The 25,949-nt window shown below is 34.5% G+C and carries 28 protein-coding genes and 1 tRNA gene; 25 read left to right on the forward strand and 4 right to left on the reverse strand.

The window, feature by feature from the left end; all coding sequences use genetic code 11:
* The first annotated feature begins 9 nt into the window (after positions 1-9).
* The 7 genes from ACYQ1E_RS05205 (at position 10) to ACYQ1E_RS05235 (ending at position 5,997) form a co-directional block, all read left to right on the forward strand.
* Entirely contained in the window at positions 10-498 is a 489-nt protein-coding gene (locus ACYQ1E_RS05205; protein ID WP_459876129.1) for a hypothetical protein, read from the forward strand.
* Entirely contained in the window at positions 495-1,712 is a 1,218-nt protein-coding gene (gene coaBC, locus ACYQ1E_RS05210; RefSeq protein WP_459876133.1) for a bifunctional phosphopantothenoylcysteine decarboxylase/phosphopantothenate--cysteine ligase CoaBC, read from the forward strand. Before ACYQ1E_RS05205 ends, coaBC begins: the two co-directional genes overlap by 4 nt.
* The gene (locus tag ACYQ1E_RS05215; RefSeq protein WP_459876136.1) at positions 1,688-2,248 is read left to right on the forward strand and encodes a hypothetical protein; all 561 of its coding nucleotides are present in this window, start codon (positions 1,688-1,690) and stop codon (positions 2,246-2,248) included. The genes coaBC and ACYQ1E_RS05215 overlap by 25 nt, the downstream gene beginning before the upstream one ends.
* Positions 2,249-2,263: 15 nt before the next feature.
* Positions 2,264-3,283 (forward strand): NAD-dependent epimerase, encoded by a 1,020-nt coding sequence (locus ACYQ1E_RS05220; RefSeq protein WP_459876139.1) that lies wholly within the window; start codon positions 2,264-2,266, stop codon positions 3,281-3,283.
* Between the two features lie 47 nt (positions 3,284-3,330).
* Positions 3,331-3,624, forward strand: a complete 294-nt coding sequence (locus tag ACYQ1E_RS05225; protein ID WP_459876142.1) for a GAK system XXXCH domain-containing protein — start codon at positions 3,331-3,333, stop codon at positions 3,622-3,624.
* A gap of 1 nt (position 3,625) precedes the next feature.
* Positions 3,626-4,399 (forward strand): ParA family protein, encoded by a 774-nt coding sequence (locus ACYQ1E_RS05230; protein ID WP_459876145.1) that lies wholly within the window; start codon positions 3,626-3,628, stop codon positions 4,397-4,399.
* A gap of 293 nt (positions 4,400-4,692) precedes the next feature.
* On the forward strand, positions 4,693-5,997 hold the full coding sequence (locus ACYQ1E_RS05235; RefSeq protein WP_459876148.1) for a (Fe-S)-binding protein: 1,305 nt from the start codon (positions 4,693-4,695) through the stop codon (positions 5,995-5,997).
* 59 nt (positions 5,998-6,056) lie between these two features.
* On the opposite strand, the gene ACYQ1E_RS05240 is transcribed toward ACYQ1E_RS05235, so the two are convergent.
* The 4 genes from ACYQ1E_RS05240 to ACYQ1E_RS05255 form a co-directional block, all read right to left on the reverse strand.
* Positions 6,057-6,479 carry a type II toxin-antitoxin system MqsA family antitoxin gene (locus ACYQ1E_RS05240; RefSeq protein WP_459876151.1) on the reverse strand — a complete coding sequence of 141 codons (423 nt, stop codon included), beginning with the start codon at positions 6,477-6,479 and terminating at the stop codon, positions 6,057-6,059.
* 12 nt (positions 6,480-6,491) lie between these two features.
* Positions 6,492-6,617: a type II toxin-antitoxin system MqsR family toxin gene (locus ACYQ1E_RS05245; protein WP_459878460.1), complete on the reverse strand. Its 126-nt coding sequence runs from the start codon at positions 6,615-6,617 to the stop codon at positions 6,492-6,494.
* A 41-nt stretch (positions 6,618-6,658) separates the two neighbouring features.
* Positions 6,659-6,787: a hypothetical protein gene (locus tag ACYQ1E_RS05250; protein ID WP_459876153.1), complete on the reverse strand. Its 129-nt coding sequence runs from the start codon at positions 6,785-6,787 to the stop codon at positions 6,659-6,661.
* Between the two features lie 212 nt (positions 6,788-6,999).
* Positions 7,000-7,072, reverse strand: a tRNA-Ala gene (locus tag ACYQ1E_RS05255).
* Positions 7,073-7,209: 137 nt separating this feature from the next.
* Between ACYQ1E_RS05255 and ACYQ1E_RS05260 the strand changes: the two genes are divergently transcribed.
* The 18 genes from ACYQ1E_RS05260 to ACYQ1E_RS05345 all read left to right on the forward strand — a co-directional run bounded on the left by ACYQ1E_RS05260 (position 7,210) and on the right by ACYQ1E_RS05345 (position 25,917).
* On the forward strand, positions 7,210-8,805 hold the full coding sequence (locus tag ACYQ1E_RS05260) for a DNA repair protein RecN (protein ID WP_459876156.1): 1,596 nt from the start codon (positions 7,210-7,212) through the stop codon (positions 8,803-8,805).
* Positions 8,806-9,606, forward strand: coding sequence for an iron-sulfur cluster-binding protein (locus tag ACYQ1E_RS05265; RefSeq protein WP_459876159.1), 801 nt, complete (start codon positions 8,806-8,808; stop codon positions 9,604-9,606). It begins immediately after the preceding gene.
* A 33-nt stretch (positions 9,607-9,639) separates the two neighbouring features.
* A complete protein-coding gene (locus tag ACYQ1E_RS05270; RefSeq protein ID WP_459876162.1) occupies positions 9,640-10,551 on the forward strand; it encodes a dihydroorotate dehydrogenase in 912 nt (303 codons plus the stop codon).
* A 222-nt stretch (positions 10,552-10,773) separates the two neighbouring features.
* Positions 10,774-11,550, forward strand: a complete 777-nt coding sequence (fliR, locus tag ACYQ1E_RS05275) for a flagellar biosynthetic protein FliR (RefSeq protein WP_459876166.1) — start codon at positions 10,774-10,776, stop codon at positions 11,548-11,550.
* A 141-nt stretch (positions 11,551-11,691) separates the two neighbouring features.
* The gene (gene flhB, locus ACYQ1E_RS05280) at positions 11,692-12,762 is read left to right on the forward strand and encodes a flagellar biosynthesis protein FlhB (RefSeq protein ID WP_459876168.1); all 1,071 of its coding nucleotides are present in this window, start codon (positions 11,692-11,694) and stop codon (positions 12,760-12,762) included.
* A 97-nt stretch (positions 12,763-12,859) separates the two neighbouring features.
* Positions 12,860-14,959, forward strand: a complete 2,100-nt coding sequence (gene flhA, locus ACYQ1E_RS05285; protein ID WP_459876171.1) for a flagellar biosynthesis protein FlhA — start codon at positions 12,860-12,862, stop codon at positions 14,957-14,959.
* Positions 14,949-15,986 (forward strand): flagellar biosynthesis protein FlhF, encoded by a 1,038-nt coding sequence (locus ACYQ1E_RS05290; protein WP_459876174.1) that lies wholly within the window; start codon positions 14,949-14,951, stop codon positions 15,984-15,986. Before flhA ends, ACYQ1E_RS05290 begins: the two co-directional genes overlap by 11 nt.
* A gap of 251 nt (positions 15,987-16,237) precedes the next feature.
* Positions 16,238-17,095, forward strand: a complete 858-nt coding sequence (locus tag ACYQ1E_RS05295) for a MinD/ParA family protein (protein WP_459876177.1) — start codon at positions 16,238-16,240, stop codon at positions 17,093-17,095.
* A complete protein-coding gene (locus tag ACYQ1E_RS05300; RefSeq protein ID WP_459876180.1) occupies positions 17,049-17,816 on the forward strand; it encodes a FliA/WhiG family RNA polymerase sigma factor in 768 nt (255 codons plus the stop codon). Before ACYQ1E_RS05295 ends, ACYQ1E_RS05300 begins: the two co-directional genes overlap by 47 nt.
* A gap of 250 nt (positions 17,817-18,066) precedes the next feature.
* Entirely contained in the window at positions 18,067-18,795 is a 729-nt protein-coding gene (locus ACYQ1E_RS05305) for a flagellar basal body-associated FliL family protein (protein ID WP_459876183.1), read from the forward strand.
* Between the two features lie 11 nt (positions 18,796-18,806).
* Positions 18,807-19,127, forward strand: coding sequence for a hypothetical protein (locus ACYQ1E_RS05310; protein ID WP_459876185.1), 321 nt, complete (start codon positions 18,807-18,809; stop codon positions 19,125-19,127).
* A gap of 13 nt (positions 19,128-19,140) precedes the next feature.
* Positions 19,141-19,560, forward strand: coding sequence for a hypothetical protein (locus tag ACYQ1E_RS05315; RefSeq protein WP_459876188.1), 420 nt, complete (start codon positions 19,141-19,143; stop codon positions 19,558-19,560).
* A complete protein-coding gene (locus ACYQ1E_RS05320) occupies positions 19,557-19,853 on the forward strand; it encodes a hypothetical protein (RefSeq protein ID WP_459876192.1) in 297 nt (98 codons plus the stop codon). Before ACYQ1E_RS05315 ends, ACYQ1E_RS05320 begins: the two co-directional genes overlap by 4 nt.
* A gap of 3 nt (positions 19,854-19,856) precedes the next feature.
* Complete coding sequence (locus ACYQ1E_RS05325) at positions 19,857-20,873, forward strand: tRNA dihydrouridine synthase (RefSeq protein WP_459876195.1); 1,017 nt, start codon at positions 19,857-19,859, stop codon at positions 20,871-20,873.
* Positions 20,860-21,708 carry a 4-hydroxy-3-methylbut-2-enyl diphosphate reductase gene (ispH, locus tag ACYQ1E_RS05330; protein ID WP_459876198.1) on the forward strand — a complete coding sequence of 283 codons (849 nt, stop codon included), beginning with the start codon at positions 20,860-20,862 and terminating at the stop codon, positions 21,706-21,708. The genes ACYQ1E_RS05325 and ispH overlap by 14 nt, the downstream gene beginning before the upstream one ends.
* A gap of 58 nt (positions 21,709-21,766) precedes the next feature.
* Complete coding sequence (locus tag ACYQ1E_RS05335; RefSeq protein ID WP_459876201.1) at positions 21,767-23,440, forward strand: flagellar hook-length control protein FliK; 1,674 nt, start codon at positions 21,767-21,769, stop codon at positions 23,438-23,440.
* A gap of 20 nt (positions 23,441-23,460) precedes the next feature.
* Positions 23,461-24,234 (forward strand): flagellar hook assembly protein FlgD, encoded by a 774-nt coding sequence (locus ACYQ1E_RS05340; RefSeq protein ID WP_459876204.1) that lies wholly within the window; start codon positions 23,461-23,463, stop codon positions 24,232-24,234.
* Between the two features lie 36 nt (positions 24,235-24,270).
* Complete coding sequence (locus ACYQ1E_RS05345; RefSeq protein WP_459876208.1) at positions 24,271-25,917, forward strand: flagellar hook protein FlgE; 1,647 nt, start codon at positions 24,271-24,273, stop codon at positions 25,915-25,917.
* Positions 25,918-25,949: the final 32 nt, after the last annotated feature.

Genomic DNA, 25,949 nt, shown 5'->3' on the forward strand with positions numbered 1-25,949 from the left:
GGCACGGTTATGATGAAAAAAATATCATTGTTTTTTTTAGCGATTTTATTAATAAGTTGCACCCAGTTTAAAAAATTTACTCATCTTAAAGCTAGCTCAAGCAATAGCACAAAAAAATATACTAATGATTATCAAAAATCAACATCTTATGATTTTCCTGACATTCCAATCCCTAAAGAGTTGAAATTGGACCCAAAAAATTCCCTTGTCTTTGAATCAGCAACTCAAAAAGTTGGGATACTTGTGTATAAGGGAAGGGTAGATTCCTTATCTCTATTTGAGTATTTTGAATCCAAGCTCCCTCAAATGGGATGGAGGTTAAGGAGTTTTTTCAAGTATGGAAAATATATGATTTTATTCTCCAAAGAGAAGAGAGATCTGGTGATCAGGATACAGGATAAAGGTTTTACAACAGAGATATATATTTGGGTAGTTCCAAGGACAAATAGCTTGAGCAACAGTTCTCCTAATATAATTGAAGAAGAGTTAAAGCCATGATTCCAAAATATTTAGAATATTCATATCCAAGAGGTAAAGGTGTACATATAGGAATTACTGGAAGCATTGCTGCATATAAATCTTTGGATTTAATAAGAGAATTAGTAAAAAAAGAAATGAGAGTAAGTGTCAGCCTATCTCAGGCTGCGTTAAAATTTATTACACCAATTACTATTAAGGGTTTGGGAGTTGAGTGCATAACCTATGATATGTTTTCATTAGAGTCCCTTTATTCTCACCTATATCCAGGATATGATCCAGAGGTCTTTGCAATTGTTCCGGCCACAGCAAATATAATAGCAAAGATAGCCCATGGTATTGCAGATGATATAATCTCTACCCAGGCCCTTGCATTTGATAAACAAATATTAGTTGCCCCTGCTATGAATCCAAGAATGTTTAATGCCGAGCCTACAAGAGAGAATTTAGAAAAATTGAAAAATTATGGAATAAAGATTATAGAGCCGGGTGTGGGTGAAGTTGCCTGTGGCGAATACGGCAGAGGCAGACTTGCAGATCTAAGAGAAATTTATTTTCAGATTTTAAAAAGTCTTGTTCCACAAGATTTTGCTGGATATAAGATTTTAATAACCCTGGGGCCTACTAGGGAATTTTTTGACCCGGTGCGATTTTGGTCCAACCCTTCTAGTGGTAAAATGGGGGCAGCTTTAGCAACTGCTGCATGGCTTAAGGGGGCAGAGGTAACCTGTATTTCTGGGGAAACCGAGGTTTGGCTTCCTTCAGAAATTACAAAAATTGATATAATTAGTGCCCAGGATATGTTTGATGTTGCTGTAGAACTTTGGCCAGAACACAACATTGGCTGTCTATGTGCAGCAGTTTGTGATTTTAGGCCTAAAACCAAATTTACCCAAAAATTTAAAAAAGAAAAAGCACAGGACAAACTATTGATTGAAGTGGAAAAAAATCCAGATATATTAAAGACCTTGGGAGAAAAAAAGAAACAAGACCAGATGTTAATAGGTTTTGCTGCAGAGACAGAAAACAATTTTATTGAATTGGCCAAAGAAAAAATGGCTCGAAAAAATCTTGACTTTATAGTGGTAAATCAAATAAATCACAAAAATTCAGGATTCAAGAGTGACAATAATAGCGTAGTAATTATTGATAAAGTTGGAAACACTGTAGATCTTGGCACCATGGTTAAAGCTGACATAGCCTGGGAAATATGGAACAGAGTATTAAAGAGTTAAGTATTAGAAATTACCTCTGGTTGAACTCTGGCCTACAATTTCTATACCTTTCTCGAAGAAACAAAGATAAGGTAAAAAGTTATCAGGTAGACCATTTAAAAACATATGGTTTTCCCCCTTATAAGTTTGTCATCACATATTATTCTTTACATGAGGACATAGAACATTTCTCAGAGAATGGTGGTCCTAGAATAAAGTTATTTAAAGATATTTTGCGTAATTTAAACTGGGGGTCTGGATATATATTTATCCCTTTTACACAAAGATTAAAAAACACGGTAAAAGAGGTTCCCCATATTTTTTGGGCAAAAGTGGAAGATTTAAAGAAAACTTATAATGTAAGTCATATATTAATATTTGGAAGAGGTGCACAAAAAATTTTGGTTCCATCATTAAAATCTTCTTTACTCTATTTTGTTGATAAATTTAATTCATATACCATACTGGTTCTGCCCTCACCAGAGGATATGTTGCCAGATAATAGAAAGATGAAGAATATAACATGGAATTTTTTACAACATTTTAAAATGACATAAATAAAGGAAAATAAAATGGATAATGTTCTAGTAACTGGATGTGCTGGTTTTATTGGCTTTCATGTATGCAAAAACCTTCTTGAATCCAGCAGATATAAGGTGATAGGTATTGATAATTTAAATCCATATTATTCAGTTAAACTTAAACAGGATAGATTAAACCTACTCCTGGATAATAACAACTTTTCTTTCTACAAGATTTCTATTGAAGATCGTAACAGCATAGAGGACATTTTTAAAAAAAACAAGATAAGATATGTAATTCATCTTGCAGCTCAGGCTGGTGTTAGACATAGTCTAAAAGATCCCTATTCATATATTGACAGCAATATCGTTGCATTTATTAACCTTTTAGAAGGTTGCAGGCATACAGGTGTTGAGCACTTAGTTTTTGCATCATCTAGTTCGGTTTATGGGTTAAATACAAAAATGCCTTTTAGTGTTAAAGATAACGTTGATCATCCTATTTCATTATATGCTGCAACAAAAAAGGCAAATGAGTTAATGGCTCACACATATAGTTATCTTTACGCACTACCTTGTACAGGACTTCGTTTTTTCACTGTATATGGCCCTTGGGGTAGACCAGATATGGCCCTTTTTAAGTTTACCAAGGCTATTATTGAGGATAGACCTATTGATGTTTACAATTATGGCAAGATGGAAAGGGATTTTACCTATATAGACGATATTGTTGAGGGAGTAATAAAAGTAATGGGCCGCATACCAGAACCAAATCAAAAGTGGTCATCTGATAATCCTGACCCTTCATCCAGTATATGTCCCTATAAAATCTATAATATTGGTAATAATAGAAGTGTTAGTCTTGAAAGATTTATTGAGATAATTGAGAAATCTTTAGGAAAAAAGGCAAAAAAAAATTATATGGAACTACAGCCTGGAGATGTGCCAAAAACCTATGCTGACATAGAAGATTTGACTAAAGATATTGGTTTTAGACCCAAAACAAAAATAGAGGAAGGGATACCGAAATTTATAAAATGGTATATTGACTACTTTAAGGTGAAACTTTAAAGAACATAGAGGGCTAACTTTTTAAAAGCATCCAATTGGAGGAGTTCATGGATTTTAAAAAGTTAAAAAGGGAAATGGAACGATATTTTACAAAATTAATGGACAATGTAGAAGAAGGTCAAATACCGACAAAAGAAGATGTGAAAGAATTTACAAAACTTGCATTACGTATGCAGAATTTTGCTCAGGAAGATTGGTCTTATGAGGCAGAAGATTTTGCTCACCTTGCAAATCAATTAATTGGAGCTGTAAAATCTGAAGATTTACAGGAAATATATAGACTAATATCTGCACTTGAAGACGCAAAAAATTATTGCCATCGTTCATTTAGGGATTTTTAACATGAAAAATGTGGTGGCAATAGCAAATCAAAAGGGAGGAGTAGGTAAAACTACTACTGCTATAAATCTAGCTGCATCATTGGCAGCTCTGGAAAAAAAAATTTTATTAATAGATTTAGATCCCCAGGGAAATGCCAGCAGCGGCCTGGGGGTTGAGGTTGATGCTGAGAAAAATATTTATAAAGCATTATTTTCACCTGATAAAGTTCGGTCAATGATATCAGATACAAAACTTCCTTATCTTTCATTATTAGGGGCAAACCAGGATCTCATTGGTGCAGAAATAGAGCTGGTAGATAAGATAGGTAGGGAATTTTATGTCAGGGATCTAATAAAAGAAATATCACAGGATTATGAATGTATAATTATTGATTGTCCGCCATCTCTTGGCCTCTTAACTGTTAATGCATTATGTGCTGCATCAAATTTATTAATACCTCTTCAATGTGAATATTATGCTTTAGAAGGCATAGCCCATTTACTTAGAACCTATAACCTTGTCAAAACCAGATTAAATCCAAATCTAAACATTTTTGGTGTAGTACTCACTATGTTTGATAAGAGAAACAATTTATCCCATCAGGTAGCAGAGGAAGTAAAAAAATATTTTAACGAGTTAGTTTTTGACACAATAATACCTAGAAATGTCAGGCTTTCGGAGGCCCCAAGTCACGGGCTTCCTGTAATTTTATATGATGTGAGGTCAAGAGGTGCCCGAGCATATATGGAGCTGGCCAAGGAATTTTTAAAGCGTTATAGAAATAATTCAAAGTAAAAATGTTTTTTTATAAATGGTGGTTATTTATTATTAAATTTTTTTAATGTTCGCTTTTGCTTTAATTTTTTTCATCTCTAGCCTCCAATCTTTAATAGAGAAGTCAACCTTTAAACAATCTTTGGAAAAATATCTCTCTCAATTGACAAAGTTTAAGTAACCCTATATAGATACCTATCAAAAAGAAGTTTGTTATTGATAATCCAGCCAAATCTCACTTAGCTTTAGCTGGATATTTTAGAAGTAATGGCTTTTGTTAAATTTTATTATGTTTCTCATAGGAGGAGGAAACTATGTCTCAAAATGCCTTAAAGATAGGCAGAGAAGAGAAAAAGACCACCTTTATGCAAAAAGTTATGGAAATTTTGCCTGAAGGTGGAAATTTAAATCTCTGCCTTACCTGTGGAGCATGTTCCTCTGGGTGTCCAGCTTCTGGAATAGATGGAATGGATCCCAGAAAATTTTTGAGGATGGCTGCCCTTGGATTAGATGAGGAAGTAACGAAATCTGGATGGGTTTGGTGTTGTACCCAGTGCAGACGTTGTGTTCATGTCTGTCCTATGAATATAGACATCCCGAGATTGGTCTATTATGCTAGACAAACATGGCCAAGAGAGGAAAGACCAAAAGGAATTAGAGGATCCTGTGATTTTGCATTAAAGACGCCTGGAAATAGCGCTATGGGTGCCGGAACAGAAGATTTCAAGTTTGTTGTAGAAGATGTTTTAGAAGAAGTCAGGGAGACTCAACCAAAGTTTAAAGATCTGCAAGCTCCAATTGACAAACAAGGTGCATATTATTTCTTGAACCAGAATTCAAGAGAACCTGTGACAGAGCCCGACGAAATGGTTCCCCTGTGGAAGATTTTGCATATTGTGGGGGCAGATTGGACATACAGTACTCAAGGATGGGCCGCTGAGAATTATTGTATGTTCTTGTCAGATGATGAGGCGTGGGAAAAGATTGTAAGAAATAAGGTTGAGGCAGTTGAAAAACTTGGGTGTAAGGTGTGGCTCAACACTGAGTGAGGACACGAATTTTATGCATTCCTGGAAGGAATGCGCAAATTCAATATCAAAGGAAATTTTGAAGTTAAATCTATTATTCAATTATACGCCCAGTGGATAAGGGAAGGTAAACTTCCAGTATCCTCAGATTGGAATAAAGATCTTAAAATAAAATTTACTGTCCAGGATCCCTGTCAGCTCGTAAGAAAGTCTCTTGGAGACCCGGTTGCAGAAGATCTACGTTATGTTGTGAAAGCATGTGTTGGTGAGGAAAATTTTGTTGATATGCATCCAAACAAATCCAATAATTTTTGTTGTGGCGGCGGTGGTGGCTTCTTACAGGCAACTGGTTTCCAGGAGCAGAGACGACAGTTTGGAAAAATAAAGCTCAGACAAATTTTGGAAACAGGAGCCAAGTATTGTATTACCCCATGTCATAATTGCCATTCCCAAATTCATGATTTAAGTGAATATTATGAAGGCGGATTTCATGCAGTTCATTTGTGGACAATAATCTGTCTCTCCATGGGTTGCCTAGGTGAAAATGAAAGGGAGTACCTTGGTGATGATTTAAAAGAAGTTGGCCTTTAATTAATAGATTTTTAATTAAATAAAAAAGGGACATCCACATAGATGTCCCTTTTTTATTTTCAGCCTGTAAAACTCTTTTCTTGACTAATTTCTAACAGATCTTCAATTTTTATTTTACCTCTATCCAACAATCTTAACAATAAGTCAACTGGTTTGGTTTGATTGATTTCACCTGATTCATATTTATAAAAAGCTCTAATCCCCCCACCAAAAAGCAAAGAGGCGTCTTTTTGAGTAAGACCAAGTTTTTTCCTTATCTTTCTAATTTCCTTACATGTTAATAGATTATCAACCTTACGTTTAAAATCAGCAAGTTCTTTCTTAGTGGATTTTATATCCTCACTATTATAAAAGGCTTCTCCACATTCATCACAATAAAAACCAGGTTGTTTTATCGTTATTTTTTTCCCTTTATACTCAAAGATTGTATCCCGAACATCTCTTTTTATTTTACTACTGCCACAAATTGGACATTCTTTCATTTTATTTACTCCTTATTTCTTTTTAAAAGAAATAACAACTGCTCTATCTGTTAATTGAAGTTTAATATATAGTTTAATTGATTTATAACTAAAATGATAAACGTCTTGCCATAATTTATGATTTTTATAACTTGTCATGGATTTATAAAAATTTTTGTAAGTTAAACTATCCACTACTTTTAAATATCATTTTCATCAAAATTTAATGCAAAGGCTTCTCTATATGCACTACGAGTAATAAAATACTTTTTCTCTTTTATAAAATGCTGGATTGTTGAAAGGTTATAATGTGGTCGCTTTTTTTCCATATCATCCTCATTATTCTTTGAAGAAGAATAACCAATATGGTTAAAAAGTCAAGATAAAACTAGAGAAAGGAGATGAGTTGCTCAAACTTGGGTGGTAGTTGCTGAACGGAAAATTTTTAAAACCACCAAAGAGGAAAAAAACAAGTTTCTAAAAAAACCGACCGAAAAAAAGGGGTTATGGAAATTTTCCATAACCCCTTGATTTTTCTTTATGGAGCCGAGGGGAATTGAACCCCTGACCTCTTGAATGCCATTCAAGCGCTCTCCCAACTGAGCTACGGCCCCTTTACAAAAAAATATATTTATCAAAATTTTAGCCAATGTCAATATTTTTTTCTTTTTCCACAAACAAATAAATTGAACTTTTTTTTAAAAAAGTATATAACGACCCCTCATAAATACTCATAAAAAGTAAATAAAAGATGTTGCAGTTTTTGCGAATCAAAAATTTAGCACTAATACAAGACGCAGAATTAGAGTTTGCCCCAGGTCTCAATGTTATTACAGGAGAAAGTGGTGCTGGAAAATCTATTATTCTAAAGGCATTGGACTTTCTTTTGGGGGAAAACCTGCCCTGGAAAATCGTGAGACAAGGAAAAGAGAGGGCCTTTGTGGAGGCTATTTTTTCCAATCAGGAAAAGGAAGTTATAATCAGACGAGAAATCATGCCCCAATCTGCACGAAGCAGACTCTATATAAACGACAATTTAAGTTCAAGAAACAAGGTCCTAGAGCTTAGAAACAGACTAATAGTTTACACTTCTCAGCATGAGCAACATAAGTTGCTTAAATCTGATTATCATACCAAACTTTTAGATGAACATCTACCTTTAAATTTGATTCAAAAAAAAGAGTTTTTGACTAAAAAAATAGCAGCGATTCAACAGAAAATTGCTAATACACGACAACAAATAGCAGAGATAGATTCTCAGAAGGATTTTCTGGAGTATCAATTAAAAGAAATTCAAAGGGTTTCTCCAGCGCCAAATGAGGAAGAGGTGTTATTAAAAAAAAGGGAAGATCTTAAAAATAACGCAAAATTAAGAGAAAAAATAGACAAATGTCTTGAACTAATAGATTCAGATTCATCCCCCCTTTTAGACCAATTAATTGTTTTAACTGGATTGACCAAAGAAATCGCTAACTTAGATGATGATTTTAATGATTTCATTGAACCTTTAGAACAGGCCAAAGAGACAATAGTTGATTTGGAAATTAAACTAAAATCTTATCCCATTGGATTTGAACAGGTAGCTGAGTTGGAAAATATAGAATCACGTTTATTTGAAATAGAACAATTAAAAAGGAAGTTAAACAAATCTTTAGATGAGATTATAAACTTAAAGGAGATTCTTGAGAATAAGATTTCTAAAATGGATGAATTAAAACTTGAGATTAAAAAATTAGAAAAAATTAGACAAACCTATATATCAGAGCTAAAAGAGGTCATAAACTCTATTAATAATTTAAGGGCAGATATCTCACAGAGATTGGAAGGAAGAATAAAAAAAGAACTAGTTGAACTCGGCTTTCATAAGGATATTGGAATCAAATTTGATTTTTTTTCAGTTGAGTTATTGGAACAAGTTGAGGAAAAAAAAGCCAGGATCCTCTGGAGTCCTAATCCAGGTCAACCAATGCAACCAATAGAACAAACAGTTTCAGGCGGAGAGTTATCAAGATTTTTTCTTGCCCTAATAACTACAACAACAGAAGAGTTGCCAACTCTTGTATTTGACGAGATAGACACAGGTATTGGCGGGCTCACTTTAAATAAGGTGGCAAGTAAATTAAAAGAACTATCAAAAAAGCATCAAGTAATACTTGTTACCCATTGGCCACAGCTGGCCTGTTTAGCCCAAAAACATTTCAGGGTTAAAAAAGAGGTCATTAATTCGCAGACTATCAGTAGATGTGATACTTTAACTGGAGATGAAATTTTTGAAGAACTCTCAAGGATGGCGGGGGGAGGTCCACAAGGTAAAGCCCTTGCAACTCAACTTCTTTACGGAGGATAGATGAATATTATGGAGTGTGTTGATCTCCGGGTGTTGGAATTGCTTTCAATGGATGGAAAAGAATTTTTTATTTTGAAACTCTCTTCTCCAAAGTGGCCCTATAAAACTGGTCAATTTGTAATGGTAAGACCCATATCCTGGGGATACGACCCCTTTCTTCCCAGGCCTTTTTCCATAGCTAACTTAGATGAGGAAAAATTAGAGATATTTTTTCAGGTTGTTGGGAGAGGAACTAAAAAGCTCGCTGAGTTAAGACCAGATGACATGGTAAAGGTTTGGGGGCCTCTGGGCAATGGCTTTGAAATAGACGAGTCATTGCCTATACTCATTCTTGCTGGAGGAATGGGAATAGCCCCCTTTTTGGGATTAATAAAAAAACACCCCTATCCAGAAAATATTGAAATTATCTTTGGTCATAGGAAGGATATCTCTTGTTATCCCCTGAAAAATATCTCAAGAAAAATCCTATTATGGACAATCAGGGAGAGGACCAAGTCAGATCTTTTACGTTTAAAAAAAGCAATTCAAGTAAAAATAGAAGGATATTCATCAGATGGACAGATTTTTGCTTGTGGGCCCCTTCCTTTTTTGGATATGGTCCATGAGGTTTGCGTAACTAAAAAGACACAACTGCAAATTTTGTTGGAGAGGCCTATGGCTTGTGGAATAGGGGTTTGTTATGGATGTTCAATACCTGGTCCAATACCTGGTCTATTTAACAAAAATTTTCAGGTTTGCAAGCATGGTCCTGTATTTAGATGTGAAGATCTTTCTATCTTCTTTGAGCACAAAGGTTTCTAACTAGGTGAAAATTTAAATAAAGGTATTTTACTAATGGATCTATCTGTAAAAATTGGAAATTTACTTTTAAAAAATCCTATCTTAACTGCATCGGGTACCTTTGGATATGGGATAGAATTTGAAAGATTTGGAGATTTAAAAAGGCTTGGTGGCATTGTTGTAAAGGGTTTGTCTATTAACCCCAGACAAGGAAATATGGGGGATAGAATAGCTGAGACACCCTGTGGGATGCTAAACTCCATTGGATTAGAAAATATAGGAATAAGGGCTTTTTTAAATAATCTATTGCCCAGACTTCCATACAAAACCACTCCAATAATTGTAAATCTTTATGGAGAAGATATTCAGGAATTTGAAATCTTGAGCAAAATAACTTCAGAGAGGGATGAAATTGCTGCCCTTGAAGTGAACATTTCCTGTCCCAATGTAAAACAAGGAGGCATGCAATTTGGGCAGGATGAGAAAAGTGCTGCTAAGGTATGTGAAGCAGTCAAAAGACATGCAGGTTCAAAAGTTGTAATTGTAAAATTAAGCCCAAATGTATCAGACATAAAAAAAATAGCAAAGAGTGTAGAACTTGCAGGTGCAGATGCAATATCTTTGATAAATACTATTCCAGGAATGGCTGTTGATATTTATATGAGAAGACCTAAACTCACTAACGTGATTGGAGGACTATCTGGTCCTGCTATAAAACCTATTGCACTTAGAATGGTTTATGAGGTGTTGCAAATTGTGGACATACCTGTTATAGGCGTTGGCGGCATTTGTAGTGTTGAAGATGTATTTGAATTTATTTTAGTTGGGGCCCATGCAGTACAGATTGGCTCTGCAACCTTTACCAATCCTGCACTCTGTTTCGAAATAGTAGATAACCTGGAAAGTATGGCCCTTAAATTAAACATAAATAGCCTGGAAGAATACAGAGGGAAATTGAGAACTTGAATTTTAGATTCTTTATGAGTCTCTCTTAACCCTTTATTACCGCATCACTCCCCGTGTTTGGCCTATTATTTTTTTGGCAATTTATTCTCCAATACTGTCTTAGACCATCACTTATTTTTTTGATTTAAGTCTAATAGATTTTATTTTTTAGGTATAAAATTTGCTGGAGATACTAAAGTCCATTAAATAGAAGCCAAAAACCCCAAAAATATCAATCCCCTCATGGATATTTTTAATTTTAATTACGCAGACTTTTTAAGTTTTTTATTAACCCTTATGAGAGTGAGTATTGTGGTATTTTTATTGCCTTTTTTTGGTGGAAGAGCTCTACCAAACCTAGTAAAGGCATCACTTTGCATTGTTATGACCCTAGGACTTTGGCCTAATTTGACTTTTGATCCATCCTATTTCCCTTCTCATCCATTTGGGATCTCTTTGATGATTTTTGGAGAACTGATCTTAGGACTTATCTTATCGCTTATAATCAGATGTATTTTTGCTGCAACAGAAACCGCAGGTCAGATAATTGGGTTTCAGATGGGTTTTGCCATGATGAATGTAGTTGATCCATTGTCTGGAACATCTATTGAACTTACCTCTCAATTTACCTATATGATAACTCTTTTACTTTTTTTGTCATTAAATGGACACCTATATCTATTGACTGGATTTGCAAAGAGTTTTGAACTTGTTTCACCAGGCTCTATTCTTGTAAACCCAAGGGTATTTGACAGCATTGTATATTTTTCTTCCCAGATATTTGTTGTAGCAATAAAGATAGCTGCGCCAGTTATGATAGCTGAACTCTTAGTTAGTTGCTCTCTTGGAATTGTTGCCAGATTAGCGCCACAAATAAATGTCTTATTTGTGGGCTTTCCAGTTAAAATAGCTGTTGGGTTCTTTTTTTTAGGCATTATGTTTAATTTGCTGGGATATTTTTTAAGGGATATAATTTTAAATTTAGACCAAATCCTGGGTTCTGTAATGGTAAATGGGTAGATGCGTTAATGGGTTTACGGGTGTATGGGTAGATGCGTTTATGGGCGCATGAAACTTTAGTCACTCATTCACTTATTCACACATTTACACATATACCCATTAACTCATATACCCAAATCACGAGTAAAAAAGGGCTAAAAAATGCCACAAAGAGATCCGAGCAGGACGGAAAAAGCCACACCAAAACGAAGGGAAAAGGCAAGAGAAGAAGGTAATGTCCCACGGAGTGAAGAAGTTTCAAAAGTAGTGGTACTTGTTGTAGGTCTGGTGTCTCTGAGATTTTTAATTAAATTTATTGGAAAAAATATTTTTGATATATTTATATTTATATTCCATAGTTTCAATATGGAGATCTCTAAGAATTCCACTTATTATCTGCTTATCTATTGCATGCAAAAAATATTAATTATATTACTTCCTGTACTATTATTAATTGCAATTGCCAGTATTGTAGCAATTAGACTCCAGACAGGACATGTTTTTACCTCTAAAGTATTTACGCCAAAATGGGAGAATTTTAATCCAATAAACAATATAAAAAATAGATTTTTTTCCTTTAAAACTATTGTAGAAATATTAAAAAGTAGTTTTCAGGTTGTTTTAATTGGTATTGTTGCATATTTTGCTGTAAAAAATCAAATTAAATATCTTCCTTCTCTTTTTTTTGAAAATATAAGTGCTATTATCTCTAATATGCTATTTTTGATATATAAAGTAACCTGGATTTTATTAATTCCCCTAATAATTATAGCTATAATCCATTTATTTTATACAAGGTGGGATTATGAAGAGAGTATTAAAATGACCAAGCAAGAGGTCAAAGATGAACACAAACAGCTTTATGGGAGTCCTGAGATAAAGAGGGAACAGAGAAAGAGGATGCAACAGGTTATGATGTCCAGGATGATGAGTGAAGTGCCTAAAGCAGATGTTGTTATAACTAACCCAACTCATATTGCAGTTGCCTTGAGATATGAGTTAAATGAGGCTCCAGCTCCAATTGTTGTAGCAAAAGGTGCAGGTCTAATTGCTGAGAGGATAAAAAATATAGCAAAAGAGCACAATATCCCAATCAAAGAAAATAAGCTTTTGGCACAGGCATTGTATAAAAGTGTGGAAGTTGGGGAGATGATCCCAGAAGAACTCTATCAGGCTGTGGCCTCTGTATTGGCCAGTCTGGAAAAATTCAGAAAAAAATATGCAAGAAGATAATATAACCTAGTTAGAACATTGAACCAAAAAATTGACAGAGTTTTTCCTCAAAGAATATAATTAATTCTAAATCACAGGAAAAAGTTGAGTCAAAATTATGGCAAAGGAAGCAATAAAAATACCTTTTGATTTAAAGGAAATACTCAGACAAGGAGATATCCTCTTAGCTATCGGGCTGGCACTTATACTTTTTGTTATGTTGATCCCTTTGCCTCCTTTATTTTTGGACCTCATGCTCACCTTAAGTATCTCTTTTAGTTTAGTTGTATTAGTGACTGCCATGTTTGTTGAATCGCCATTAGATTTTACAGTATTTCCCTCAGTGGTTATGATAGCCACAATGCTCAGACTTGCTTTAAATGTGGCAACTACTAGAAGAATTCTTTTATATGGAGATCAGGGCTCTGCTGCAGCGGGTAAGGTTATTCAGGCCTTTGGATTTTTCGTAGTGGGTGGCAACTATGTTATTGGTTTTATAGTATTTTTGATCTTATTTGCTTTAAATAAAATGGTCATAGCCAAAGGAATGAAAAGAATAGGTGAAGTAGCAGCCCGTTTTACCTTGGATGCAATGCCTGGAAAACAGATGTCTATAGATGCAGACCTAAATGCAGGTCTAATTACTGAGGAAGAGGCCAGGAAGAGAAGGGAAGATATTAGGAGAGAGGCAGATTTTTATGGTGCAATGGATGGTGCTGGAAACTTTGTTGAAGGTGATGTTAATGCAGGTATTTTAATCACATTAATTAATATAATTGGTGGATTTTTCATTGGTGTTTTTCAAAGACATATGGATTGGCTAACAGCAGCAAAAACATATACGATCCTCACCATAGGTGATGGCCTTGTATCTATTATACCTTCTCTTATCATGTCCACAGCAGCAGGTTTTATAGTAACCAGATCTGCTGATCAGGGGAGTTTGGGCTCAGTTCTTCTTGAGCAGATAACGTTAAGCTATAGGGCTCTTTTTTTGGTATCTTCCATCCTGCTTATTTTTGGGAGTGTTCCAGGTATGCCAACAATTCCATTTTTTATTCTGGCATCCCTTATCTGTGGGCTTGGTTTCTTATCCAAAAGATATGCAGCCAGGATAGTTGAAGAGACTGCGGTTGAAGAAGCCAAAGAAAAAATAGAGACCCCCGAAGATGTTAAGTCTTTGTTGCCTTTAGATACTTTGTCCCTTGAGGTAGGGTATGGACTGATTCCACTTGTGGACGAACAACAGGATGGAAATCTTTTGATGAGGATAAGGTCATTAAGGAGACAGATAGCTTTAGAGAAGGGTGTTGTAATCCCCTCCATGCATGTGAGGGACAATTTAAATCTAAAGCCAAATCAATATGTAGTTAAGATTAAAGGGAATACAGTAGCCACCGCAGAAGTGTTACCTGATCACTATCTGGCAATGGATCCAGGTACTGCAAAGAAAAAGATAAAAGGAATCGAGACAAAAGAGCCTGCCTTTAATTTGCCTGCAATGTGGATTACTGAGGAGCAGAAAGAGGAAGCAATATTGGCAGGATACACTGTAGTAGATCCTGCAACGGTAATAGCTACTCATCTTAGTGAAATATTTAAAAAGCATTTACACGAATTCATTGGCAGACAAGAGACTCAGGAACTTCTGGATACAGTGGCAAAAGGCGCTCCAAAGGCCGTGGAAGAGTTGGTGCCCAATATATTACCCTTAGGTACAGTCCAAAAGGTACTTCAAAATCTCGTATCAGAGGGTGTATCAATAAGGGATATGCTTACAATTGTTGAAACATTAGCGGATTATGGTGTTTCCATAAAAGATCCAGATCAATTAACAGAATTTGTAAGACAGAAGCTAGCAAGAACAGTGGTAACTCCATATTTAAGTAGCACAGGTTCTTTAAAAGTGATAACTCTAGATACATCTATTGAGAAGATGATAAAAGAGCATATTAGACAGACAGATACAGGGACTTACTATCTTTCCATGCCTCCGCAACTGGCTCAAAAAATAATAAATGCTATATCTAATACCTTTGAGAAGGTGGAAGTTACAGATGGTCAGCCAGTACTTTTGACCGGCATTCAGGTAAGGCCTCATTTAGCTAAACTTCTCACACGCTTTATTCCTTATTTACCGGTTATATCTCATGGTGAAATTCCACCTGACATTAAACTGGAATCAGTTGCAGTAGTGAGGTTGAACAATGCAGGTTAAAACTTATAGAGGACACTCAAATTATGAGATTTTACAAAAGATTAAACTTGAGATGGGAGACGATGCAATTATTTTAAACACCAAGACAGAGAAGGTAAATGGGAGAAAGATATACACAATAATGGCGGCCAAGGAGGTGGACACATCTCAACAAAAGAATAAAGAGAAACCAAGGGAAAAGTTTAAGACCGAGGAGGTTTGGTACAGAGAGTGGAAGGAATTTAAGGATCATATATTTTCTTTGTTAAAGAATTCTCTAGATATTCCTTCACTATCTTCAAGGCAAAAGGCTGCTATAAGACAACTTGAGCTGGAAGGAGTTGGTCAGGACTTTATTGTAAGTTTGCTATCTTTACTTAGGAGAAACAGTAAATCTTTTATGGAAATTTTAAACAGTATGGTAAAGATCATACCAATAGATAAGTTGATAAGAACTAAGAAATGTCATGTATTTGTGGGACCCCATGGCGTTGGAAAGACCTCTTTGATTTTAAAATTGGCTTTGAGATATAAAAGAAACAATCCAGATTCTAGGATATGTCTGGTAAATGTTGATAATTATCAAGGAAAGGGAAAGCTCTTTTTAAAACACTATGCCGAATTATCAAATTTTTGTTATAAAGATTTAAATGGGCTAAGAGACGCTGCTGCACTAAAAGCAGACTTTGGGAAATTTGATAGGGTATTTATTGACACGCCAGGGCTAAGACAGGGAATGGATTTAGATGTATGGTGGGAGGAATCTCCCTTAAGTATGATTGAAGATGTGGACACTCATCTGGTTTTAAGTCCCCTGTATTCATCCCATCAAATAGACCATTATTTGGCTAGATTTCTCTCTGATAGACTCACCTCTCTTATGTGGACAAAACTGGATGAAGCATGTATATTTGGTACTATGATATATGCTGCTTTTAAGACACAATTACCTATTTCATTGATTACAAATGGGCCCCAGCTAAAAAATTCAGTTTATTCAGTAGACAAAGCCACTTTGTGGAATTTAATCTTTAAACACAAAATTTAGGAGAATTGTTTTGTTTACTTGAGAAGATTTAAAGGATAGATGGGTGAATGGGGGGACGAGGTACCAATACACCAATATCAGTGAACAGTGAACAGAAAGAGGGGTGTAGAGGCAAATTCCATATTTGCCCAATTGTAGGGGCAATTCATGAATTGCCCAGTTAATTAGTGATTAGTAAACAGGAAAAGGAGTGAACCAATACACCAATATACTAAATTAAAACTCGAAGATCATAAAGTGGAGGGTTGTTTGTGATATATTTTGAACCAAAGGGTGAAGAGACATCTTCTGAGACTACAAAAGTCCCTTTTGTAGTCTCAATAACCTCTGGTAAAGGAGGAGTGGGAAAGACTAACATATCAACAAACTTGGCATGTCTTCTAGGAGAAAAGGGCTATAATACTCTACTCTTAGATGCTGATTTGGGTCTTGGGAATGTAGATGTACTCCTTGGTATCACGCCCAAATTTAATGTCCTTCATTTACTTTCAAATGAAATATCCTTAGACAAGGTTTTATTTAAAACTGATCACAATTTTTCTATTCTTCCAGCTCCTTCAGGTGTTATGGAACTTGTGTCACTTACCCCTGGCCAGAAATTGGAATTTTTGGATGCCCTAGATCCTTTAGATAGTGAGCTGGATTTTTTTATAGTTGATACTGGTGCAGGAATAAATGACAATGTCCTTTATTTTAATATGGCAACCCAGTATCGTATAATTGTATTGACTCCAGAACCAACTTCTTTAACAGACAGCTATGCCCTTATAAAGGTTTTGAACCAACACCACGGTGTGAATGACTTTTTTATAATTATAAACATGTGTGTACATGAAAAACAGGCAAAGGAAGTGTTTAAAAGATTCTATTTGGCTTGCGATCGCTTTTTAAAAGGAGTATCTTTAAATTTTTTAGGATTTATACCAAAAGACAACAAGGTAGTTGAAGCTGTTAAATTACAGAATCCTTTTTGTAAAAAATTTCCTAAGACAAAAGCTTCTGTTGCTTTGAACAATATCCTAAATAAGTTGTTAATTTTAAAAAATAAAAAAAAACAAGTAGATGGGAACATCAAATTCTTTTGGAAAAAACTCCTATTGCAAGGCTAGCAATGACATATCAAATTACCTCAATGGGCTGTCCTCCTGGCAAGAATTAGATTCAAAGCTACAAAAAGATGTAGTGGATTCTTTGATTCAAAATGTCAAGATCATTGCTTGTAGATTCAAAAGTAAACTACCTTCCACTATCGAACTGGATGATTTGATCTCTGCTGGATGTGTTGGCCTTATGGAAGCCCTTAGAAATTTTGATGGCTCTCATAATGTCAAGTTAGAGACATTCGTTGAAAACAGAATAAAAGGGGCGATTTTAGACGAATTAAGGCGCCAGGATTTTCTCAGCAGAAAAGTTAGACAGAATGTTAAATTGGTAGAAAATGTGAAGCAAAAACTTGAGCAATCCCTTGGACGAGAACCAACTATTGAGGAAATAGCAGCAAAATCAGGTCTATCAGAGATAGAGACACAAAATTGTTTGGACATGATGAACACTAATTTGTTGATAAATTTCGATGTAGTAAGTCATATGTTAAATAATGGCGAAGACAATCCAGAAACCTTATTGGAAAAAAAAGAGATAGTCTTAGAAATTTCTCATCATATTAGCAAGTTGACAGAAAGAGAACAGTTAGTATTATCTCTTTATTATGTAGAAGAGCTAACAATGAAGGAGGTAGCTGAAGTTTTAAATATCACAGAAGGGAGGGTTTCACAACTCCATTCCCAGGCAATTAAAAAATTAAAAAAAATATTAGGTTCTAAGGGTTAAGTGTGGGTTAATGGGTTTATGGGTTTGTTGGGTTTAATCTTCTACCCATTCACTCATTATCCTCTAAAACCTCGAACTTAGAACATAGAATTAAATCTAATGTTCAACGTTCAACGTTCAATGTTCAATGTTCAACGTTCAATGTTTAAGAAATCTACAACCTAAAACATAGAACCTAGAACCTAGAACATAGAACGTAGAACATAGAACGTAGAACATAGAACGTAGAACTTTTAAAATAGGGTAAAACATGGCAGAAGAAAAGGAATTAGAGCTTGACGCAGAGGAGATAAATGCAGATTTAGATGATGTGAATGATGAAGAGGAGAAGAAAGCTCCATCAAAGGCTGAACAAAAAGTAGAGTTAGACTTAGATGACGCTCCTTTTTTAGAAGAAGAGGTTGAAGAAGAGAAGGAAGAAGAAGAAGAAGAAAAAGCTGAGGCAGAGACAGAAGAGGACAAAGAAGAGGAGGTTAAAGAAGAGCAAGAGATAGAAGATTTAAAATCAAAGCGAAAAAAGATAATTTTACTTGGAGCAACAGTAGGAATATTGATAGTTGCTGCTTTGATAGTATTTTTGTTTTTAAAAGGGGAGAAAAAAGAGCCTTCAAAACAAGAGAAAAAGATTCCAGAAAAAAAAGTTGAAGTTAAGGAAAAACCACCATCTCCAAAGCCAAAAATGATTCAGCTCACCTTAAGACCATTTTGGGTAGATTATCCAGTAGAAAATGGCCATAGGTATCTCCATATTGTGTTGATATTATCCTATGAAGAGAGTAGACTTAATTGGGAATTAACAAGGAAGAGGATAGTTATTAGAGATGCTTTATATTATTATTTAAAAAATAAAAAAATTGACTTCTTTTTAAAAAAAGAAAATATTCCTGTGTTAAAAAAGGATATATTGTCCATAATTAATCAATATCTTGTTTATGGAAGAATAAAGGAAATTTATTTAAAAGATTATTTGGTTGAATAGAAGATGTAAAAATGGCTGGTAATTTTGATTTTTCAGTTATAATATCGCAAGTGCCCCATGTGCAAAAAATGCAAGGGGATATCCAAAAAGGGCCTTTTAATCTCCAGGAAGGTCTGCAGAGGGAAATTGATAAAAAGCAAGATAAGGTTCCAAAAGAAATAGAAGAGTCAGCTAAGGGTGGCAAATTTCAGAAAGTTGGAGATGACAGACAGAGAAAAGGTAGTCAATCAAAAGAGAGGCAGAAAAAAGAAAAAAGGGAAAAAGAAAAAGATAAGAAGGCCCATAAGTTAACTGATTCAACTATTGGCAGAATTTTGGATATAAAGGTTTGATGTGGCGGATAAAATGCATATTTCTTTATATTTATTAGTAATCTCAACAATAATAGAAATAATTTTGCTTACAACAATTATTTTTATTTTTTATAGACTAAAAAAATCTGAAGACTTTATGTTGAGACTAAAACAATCCCAAAAAGAGCTCCTTGATAAGCTCACTTTTAACGAGCAAATAGAAAAGGAGCTGGTTAAGAGCTTTGAAGAAAGGCAACGGCAACTTGCATTGCTTCATTCAAAATTAGAAAAAAAGCTCAGTGAAGCAAGAGAAGTGTTAAAACAACTTGAGGAAGCATCTAATTCTCCAAAAGTTTTAAAGGAAATAATAGTAAAAGGTTATAAAAAGGGACAGAGCCTTGAGTCTTTGGCAAGAAGGACTGGTCTTAGCATAGAAGAGATTGAATGGATTTTGGAGCAAGAAGAGGTATGAAAATTAATAGACAAAGGATTTCAAGTAATTATATATACTTTGCTCCAGATAAGGGGAGAGTAAAAAAATTTAAAAAAAGGTATAGAGTCGGTGATAGATTGAGGGCAAAGGTATTAAAGCTTTTAGACAAAAAAAGGGCAATTATTCAAATAGATGGTGTAAAATTAATTGCTTTACTTAAAGAAAATTTATTACCTGGCGAATTCGTGTTACTAGAGGTAAAACAACTCTCTCCCCACATTATTTTAAAACACGCAAAAGAACATAATAAAGGTATCAGTCTTTATATCTAATCTATGACAGAGATTGTAATATCTCCCTATCATCCCTGGCTTGCTCCCCTTTCAGGGTTTAGTGACCTTCCTTTTAGACTAGTTTGTAGAAGGCAAGGTTGTGGTGTTACTGTTACTGAAATGGTGAGCGCAAAAGGTTTATTTTATAATTTTGATAATACCATGAAGTACTTGGAAACAACAGAAGAAGATTCTCCATTGGTTGTGCAACTCTTTGGTGAAGACCCAAAATGTATTGGAAATGCTATTTCTACTTTACTGAAAAAGGGATACAAATATTTTGATTTAAATGCTGGGTGTCCTGTGAAAAAGGTTACAAAGACAGGTGGCGGTGCTGCCCTGCTTAAGGATCTTAAAAGACTTAAAAATATTTTAATGAGTATGATAGATGCAGCTGGAGAAAATAGGGTTGGTGTGAAGATTAGACTTGGGTGGAATAAGGAGAGCCCTGTTTATCTTGAGATAGGTGAGATGGCAAGTGAACTAAATATTGCATGGATAGGCATTCATCCAAGATATGCCAAAGAAGGATTTTCAGGGAGAGCAAAGTGGGAATGTATAAAGAAATTAAAGGAAAATACAGATGTACCAGTAATAGCATCAGGGGATCTTTTTTCTGCTAAAGACGGAGTAAATTGTATTATCAATACAAAAGCAGATAGTGTAATGTTTGCCAGGGGAGCACTTAAAAATCCATTGATTTTTAAAGAATATAAGATGTTATTAAAAAGGTGTTCAATGTTCGCCCTTCAGGATTCAATGGTTAATGAGGAAAAATTACATGATATAAATTACTGGCTATTAAAAATTGAAGTAATCAAGACACATATAGAATTAATAAAAAAATATGGAAGGGATAAAAATCCTATATTCAGGTTAAGGGGGATACTTGCGAGATATTTGCGAGGCTTTAACAGGTCAAAATTTTATAGAGAAATGGCTGTAAAAGTAAATTCATGGGAAGAGGTGAATAGATTACTTCAAATATTAGAGGAGGATGTTAGAAATGAAAATCATTAGGGGGAAAAGGGCTGGATTTTGTATGGGAGTTGGATTGGCCCTAAAAAAATTAGATGAAACCATTTTAAAATATCCCTTGCAGAAAATATATACATGGGGACCTATAATCCATAATCCTCAAGTCGTAGAGAAATATGCTAAGAAAGGTGTAATTCCTATTCACGACATATCGGTAATTAGCCCTCATGATGTAGTGGTTATCCGTGCTCATGGAGTTCCTAAAGAATTATATCAAGAAATAGAAAAAAAAGGTGGTATTATAATTGATGCAACATGTCCCAAAGTTAAGAAAGCACAAAGATTGATTGACAAGGAATCTTCAGCCAAAATTTTACTTTTGTTTGGAGAAAAAGATCATCCTGAAGTCAGAGGACTTTTGAGTCATGCCCGAAATAATGGTATAGTTTTTTCCTCAATTGAGGAATTAAAAAAAATACATTTAGATCCTACTAAAAGTTATTTTCTGGCCTCTCAAACTACCCAGGAAAGATACGAATTTATGCAAATAGTGAAATTACTTAGAGATAAATTAGGTAAAGATTTTCCTGTGTTAGATACCATATGTGATGCCACAAGGTTAAGACAACAAGAGGCCATTGAAATAGCTAAAAAGTCAGATATGGTTATAGTGATTGGAGGATATAATAGTGGAAATACCAGGAGATTGGCACAGGTGGTGAGGGCAACTGGTACTGAATGTTATCACTTTGAAACTCCAGAAGAGATTTCCCCAGATTTGATTAAAGGTAAAAAGACAATAGGTATAACTGCTGGAGCCTCTACTCCTGAATTTATTATTGATCAACTAGAAAAATACATTCGAGATCTTCAATAATCCATTTCTTCCCTCCTTGTGGCATGTAAATTGAAACTTCTGTTACAAGGAGGGAAGGATGAAATTTTTTCCTACCAATATAAATTTGAATGCAAATACTCCATGCTCAAATTTCAAAAGTAAAATAACTCCTTCCAGTACTCCTCAATTTTTCGATCACCTAAATTTTGTTTTTACAAAACCTCCACAAAAAGCTTCTCTTTTAGAGAAAGATGTTAGTAATAATCAAATATTATTAACTTTTATATTTCTGTTCTTAATCACTTCCAATGAAAAAATATCTCAAAATAACTTGTTAAATAACGAAAAAAGTGCTCAGTTAACTGAGCTGAACAAAAAATTCTCTCCTGAACTAAGTAACTTATCCAAATTGTTTGAAAAAAGAATAGAAAATAATTCCGAATTAAAAAAACTGATAATAAAACTCCAACAATATTTACAAATCGACGAATATAATAAAATAGGAGAGGGAAATATAGAGAATATTTTAACAAGATTCTATAAAACCATTTTTGAAAGCGGTAGAAAAAAGGAAATTATTTCTAATATACAAAAAATATATGATAGTACTAATTTAGATAAGGTGGTAAATAAATTATATAAACAATTAGGTTTAGATGAAAATAATAAAAAGGTAGAAAACAGTAATGAAGCTGAATTCAAAAAAATAAACCAATTAATAAAAGATATAAATGAATATATGAAAGATAATTCTCCTAAATTACTTAGTAAAATTAGCAAATTTGTAAAAATAAATTTGACAAATAAAAAACATATAAATGTTATTGTTAAATTAGATTCAGATACAATAAAATTAAAAAATAGTCTAATTGAAGATAATTTAAAATTAATCATAGAAAAGATTGATAATATTAATGAACAGATTAAAAATATTTCACAGTATATAAGTTATCCAAATAAAAAAGGCAAATATTTGGATTTAAAAAATATAAAGAATCAGATAGTTGAATTACAAAAGAAACTTTTTAATATTACAGAAGAAAACAGAGGATTATTAGAAAAAGGTCAAATTCAAAAGACAATTGAGCAAATAGTTCATAACATTGGATCATTAAAAGATAGGTTTGATAGAATGAAAGGAGAATTATTAAAAATGGATATGGAAAATCAATTAAAGAAAAGATTGTTAGATAGCAGTGGAATAGACAAGGGTTTTAATGATTTTAATGAGTTTGCAACAGGATCTTACATAAGGTCATTTGTGTTGGACAAAGCAGATCAAGGACCATCAAGTACCGTTGATAGTAAATTTAGAGATGAGATTTTTAGACAAATTGAGATGGGAATCTTTAAAAATTTGGGAGAAGGCAGACGCGAAGTATCCATTAAACTCCATCCGCCAGAGCTTGGATTGTTGAAGGTTGTTATGCAAGTGAATAATAAAGAAGTATCCATGGTGCTCCATACAGAATATAAGGATATTGCTGATGCATTAAACAGGCACATTGCTAATTTTGAAAAGTCTTTTGAGCAACAAGGATTAAAGATAGTTAAATTAGAAGTAAAAAATGATCTTTTTTCAGGGGGAGAAAATTCTTTGAAAAATTTTACTGGATCTAGAAATCATGCCCAAAAAAATAATAATGGTTTTAAAAGACGCCATTTTGTGGGTTTAGGATTGGAAGGAGAAGAAAATATATCTGCAATAGCTCATAAGACTATACAGAGCTTTCAAGGAATGGATAGTGGTTTCTTATATGTGGTGGTTTAAACAAATTAGAGGAAGTTAAAATGAATTTAGATTATGTAGGTACTCAAAACATAATTGGTAGAGCTGAGACAGATTTTGTGAGTTCCACGCCAACTGGCCCCCAAAGTGAACTAGGAGAGGATGCTTTTTTACAACTTTTAATAACCCAGTTACAACTTCAAGATCCAACAAATCCAATGGATGATAAAGAATTAACAGCTCAGTTGGCTCAGTTTAGCAGTCTTGAGGCTCTCAATAATATTCAAGAAACAGTGGAACAAATTGCGTCTAATTTTGATAATACTAATTTCCTTTCTGGGTTAAATTTTTTGGGAACAGAGATCCGTGCCCCTGGAAATGAAATAGTAAAACAAGATGGCGAAATCTCTCAGGTTACATATCAATTAAATGGAGATTCTATCAGGACATATGTAAATATCTTTGATCAATACGGGAATATAGTTAATACTATTGAATTAGGGGCAAAGAACGAAGGTTCTTATACTTTTCAGTGGGACGGAAAGGATTTTGATGGCAATATTTTACCCGATGGACATTATTCTGTATATTTTGGAGCAGAAGGAGCTGACGAAGAACCAGTTTTAATAAATACTGAGGTAAATGGTAAAGTCGTGGGAGTTACTAAACAGGATTCAAATATAATATTGGAGTTGGAAGATGGTAGAGAAGTCTCTATGGATAAAGTAGAATCTGTTACCTATTTATCTCACGAGAATAGTGGGGAAACTGCTTCAAGTACTGAAAATTTTGATGAAAATTCTGAATTTAAAGATACCTCTGATTCTCAAGAATAAAACACATAAATGATTAATTTTAGGAGGAGGTAAGCCATGTCATTAGGTGCTGCACTTTACGCAGGAACAAGTGGCTTAGAGGTACACGGAGAAAAGATGAATGTCATAGGTCACAATCTGGCTAATGTGGGTACTATTGGATATAAGGCAAGTAGAATGGATTTTGAAGATGCTATGTATCAGTCAATTACAACTGCATCTGGTGCGGATCAAGTTGGTAGAGGAGCTTCTATTTCTGCAGTCTTAACAGATTTTTCTCAAGGATCTATGGAATCTACAAATGTTTCAACTGATTTAGCCATAAATGGTAAAGGATTTTTTATTGTGTCTCCCAAAGGAGAGGAACTTGAATATTACACCAGAGCAGGTAATTTTAGATTTGATAAGGAAGGCTATTTAGTTGATCCCCATGCCTATGTCTTGCAAGGCTGGAGGGTGGAACAGGAAAATATTGCGCAGGCAGCCACAACAACGGCCTCTGTGTCCAATGAAGGTACTTCGGTCAATACGGTTGGTTCCTACGGAGATATACGGTTGGAAAATTTTCAGTCTCCTCCTCAAGCTACGCAATATGTCCAGATAATTGCTAATTTAAATTCACAAAGCGAGGAAAAGGCAATTTCCACCACTGACCCCTTTTTTGCTATGTTTGAAAAATGGGATGCAACTCAAGATCCTGCTTTAGGAGATAACCTTTATTCCTATCAAACCACTTTAAAGGTTTACGATGAAAATGGTTCTCCCCATGATTTGACAGTATATTTTGATAAAGTTGAGGAGAATGTGTCAAATACTACTGCTGGATATCAATATTGGGAATACATGGTCACAGTAAATCCAGATGAAGACAACAGATCTTTTTGGAGTGCTACGGATACAAAAAAGGGAATTTTAATGATTGGTACTCTTACCTTCGATAGTGCTGGAAATCTTATAGGACAATCTGCATATACTATACAAGATGCTCAAGAAGATGATCCCAGCAACCCAGCGACGCAAGGCATGCAACTCAGTGGTGATCCTAATGATTTGAATACGTGGACACCTGCACAATTTAATATAGAAGGATATCCAATTCTCACGGCAAATTTCTTGGGTAATCAGGACGCAGATGCAACTAATTCACCTAATGCAAAAAATATAGCCCTAGATTTTGGCGCATATTCTCAATCACTTGCATGGACATCATCTAATGATGCCTCAACTGTAGGAACTGATGCCTCTAATTTACCAACAATTCAGGACATGAAAATAGGTGCTTTATCTGTTACTAGCTACAGCAGTCCTTCCACAACCTATACCCAGGCCCAGGATGGATATCCTGCAGGAGATTTAGAGTCTATTTCTGTTAACAGGGACGGGGTGATAACTGGCCACTACTCCAATGGACAGGTCTTGGATCTTTATGTAATCACATTGGCTAACTTTAACAATCCTGAAGGTCTAAGAAGGGAAGGAGGAAATCTCTTTATAGAAACTAAAGATTCTGGTACTGCGTTGACCGGTCTTCCAACTACTGCAGGACTTGGAAGTATTGCCTCAAATTCTCTGGAACAATCTAATGTTGATATGGCAGAAGAGTTTGTAAAGATGATTACCACTCAAAAGGGATTTCAGGCAAATGCCAGGACTATAACTACAACTAATACCCTTTTAGATGAGGTTATTAGGCTTGGTAGGTAATTTTTCTTGACAAAAAAAAGTAATGGATTAAA

The sequence above is a fragment of the Desulfothermus naphthae genome, assembly GCF_054657475.1.

Coding starts and splice junctions, on each gene's coding strand:
- ACYQ1E_RS05340 (WP_459876204.1), top strand. CDS start 23,461: ATGAATTTAGATTATGTAGGTACTCAAAACATAATTGGTAGAGCTGAG.
- ACYQ1E_RS05225 (WP_459876142.1), top strand. CDS start 3,331: ATGGATTTTAAAAAGTTAAAAAGGGAAATGGAACGATATTTTACAAAA.
- ACYQ1E_RS05240 (WP_459876151.1), bottom strand. CDS start 6,479: ATGAAAGAATGTCCAATTTGTGGCAGTAGTAAAATAAAAAGAGATGTT.
- ACYQ1E_RS05205 (WP_459876129.1), top strand. CDS start 10: ATGATGAAAAAAATATCATTGTTTTTTTTAGCGATTTTATTAATAAGT.
- ACYQ1E_RS05315 (WP_459876188.1), top strand. CDS start 19,141: ATGCATATTTCTTTATATTTATTAGTAATCTCAACAATAATAGAAATA.
- ACYQ1E_RS05320 (WP_459876192.1), top strand. CDS start 19,557: ATGAAAATTAATAGACAAAGGATTTCAAGTAATTATATATACTTTGCT.
- flhB (WP_459876168.1), top strand. CDS start 11,692: ATGCCACAAAGAGATCCGAGCAGGACGGAAAAAGCCACACCAAAACGA.
- ACYQ1E_RS05215 (WP_459876136.1), top strand. CDS start 1,688: ATGGAACAGAGTATTAAAGAGTTAAGTATTAGAAATTACCTCTGGTTG.
- ACYQ1E_RS05290 (WP_459876174.1), top strand. CDS start 14,949: ATGCAGGTTAAAACTTATAGAGGACACTCAAATTATGAGATTTTACAA.
- fliR (WP_459876166.1), top strand. CDS start 10,774: ATGGATATTTTTAATTTTAATTACGCAGACTTTTTAAGTTTTTTATTA.
- ACYQ1E_RS05270 (WP_459876162.1), top strand. CDS start 9,640: ATGGATCTATCTGTAAAAATTGGAAATTTACTTTTAAAAAATCCTATC.
- ACYQ1E_RS05345 (WP_459876208.1), top strand. CDS start 24,271: ATGTCATTAGGTGCTGCACTTTACGCAGGAACAAGTGGCTTAGAGGTA.
- flhA (WP_459876171.1), top strand. CDS start 12,860: ATGGCAAAGGAAGCAATAAAAATACCTTTTGATTTAAAGGAAATACTC.
- ACYQ1E_RS05300 (WP_459876180.1), top strand. CDS start 17,049: ATGGGAACATCAAATTCTTTTGGAAAAAACTCCTATTGCAAGGCTAGC.
- ACYQ1E_RS05250 (WP_459876153.1), bottom strand. CDS start 6,787: ATGGAAAAAAAGCGACCACATTATAACCTTTCAACAATCCAGCATTTT.
- ispH (WP_459876198.1), top strand. CDS start 20,860: ATGAAAATCATTAGGGGGAAAAGGGCTGGATTTTGTATGGGAGTTGGA.
- ACYQ1E_RS05305 (WP_459876183.1), top strand. CDS start 18,067: ATGGCAGAAGAAAAGGAATTAGAGCTTGACGCAGAGGAGATAAATGCA.
- ACYQ1E_RS05220 (WP_459876139.1), top strand. CDS start 2,264: ATGGATAATGTTCTAGTAACTGGATGTGCTGGTTTTATTGGCTTTCAT.
- ACYQ1E_RS05230 (WP_459876145.1), top strand. CDS start 3,626: ATGAAAAATGTGGTGGCAATAGCAAATCAAAAGGGAGGAGTAGGTAAA.
- ACYQ1E_RS05260 (WP_459876156.1), top strand. CDS start 7,210: ATGTTGCAGTTTTTGCGAATCAAAAATTTAGCACTAATACAAGACGCA.
- coaBC (WP_459876133.1), top strand. CDS start 495: ATGATTCCAAAATATTTAGAATATTCATATCCAAGAGGTAAAGGTGTA.
- ACYQ1E_RS05335 (WP_459876201.1), top strand. CDS start 21,767: ATGAAATTTTTTCCTACCAATATAAATTTGAATGCAAATACTCCATGC.
- ACYQ1E_RS05310 (WP_459876185.1), top strand. CDS start 18,807: ATGGCTGGTAATTTTGATTTTTCAGTTATAATATCGCAAGTGCCCCAT.
- ACYQ1E_RS05265 (WP_459876159.1), top strand. CDS start 8,806: ATGAATATTATGGAGTGTGTTGATCTCCGGGTGTTGGAATTGCTTTCA.
- ACYQ1E_RS05325 (WP_459876195.1), top strand. CDS start 19,857: ATGACAGAGATTGTAATATCTCCCTATCATCCCTGGCTTGCTCCCCTT.
- ACYQ1E_RS05245 (WP_459878460.1), bottom strand. CDS start 6,617: ATGACAAGTTATAAAAATCATAAATTATGGCAAGACGTTTATCATTTT.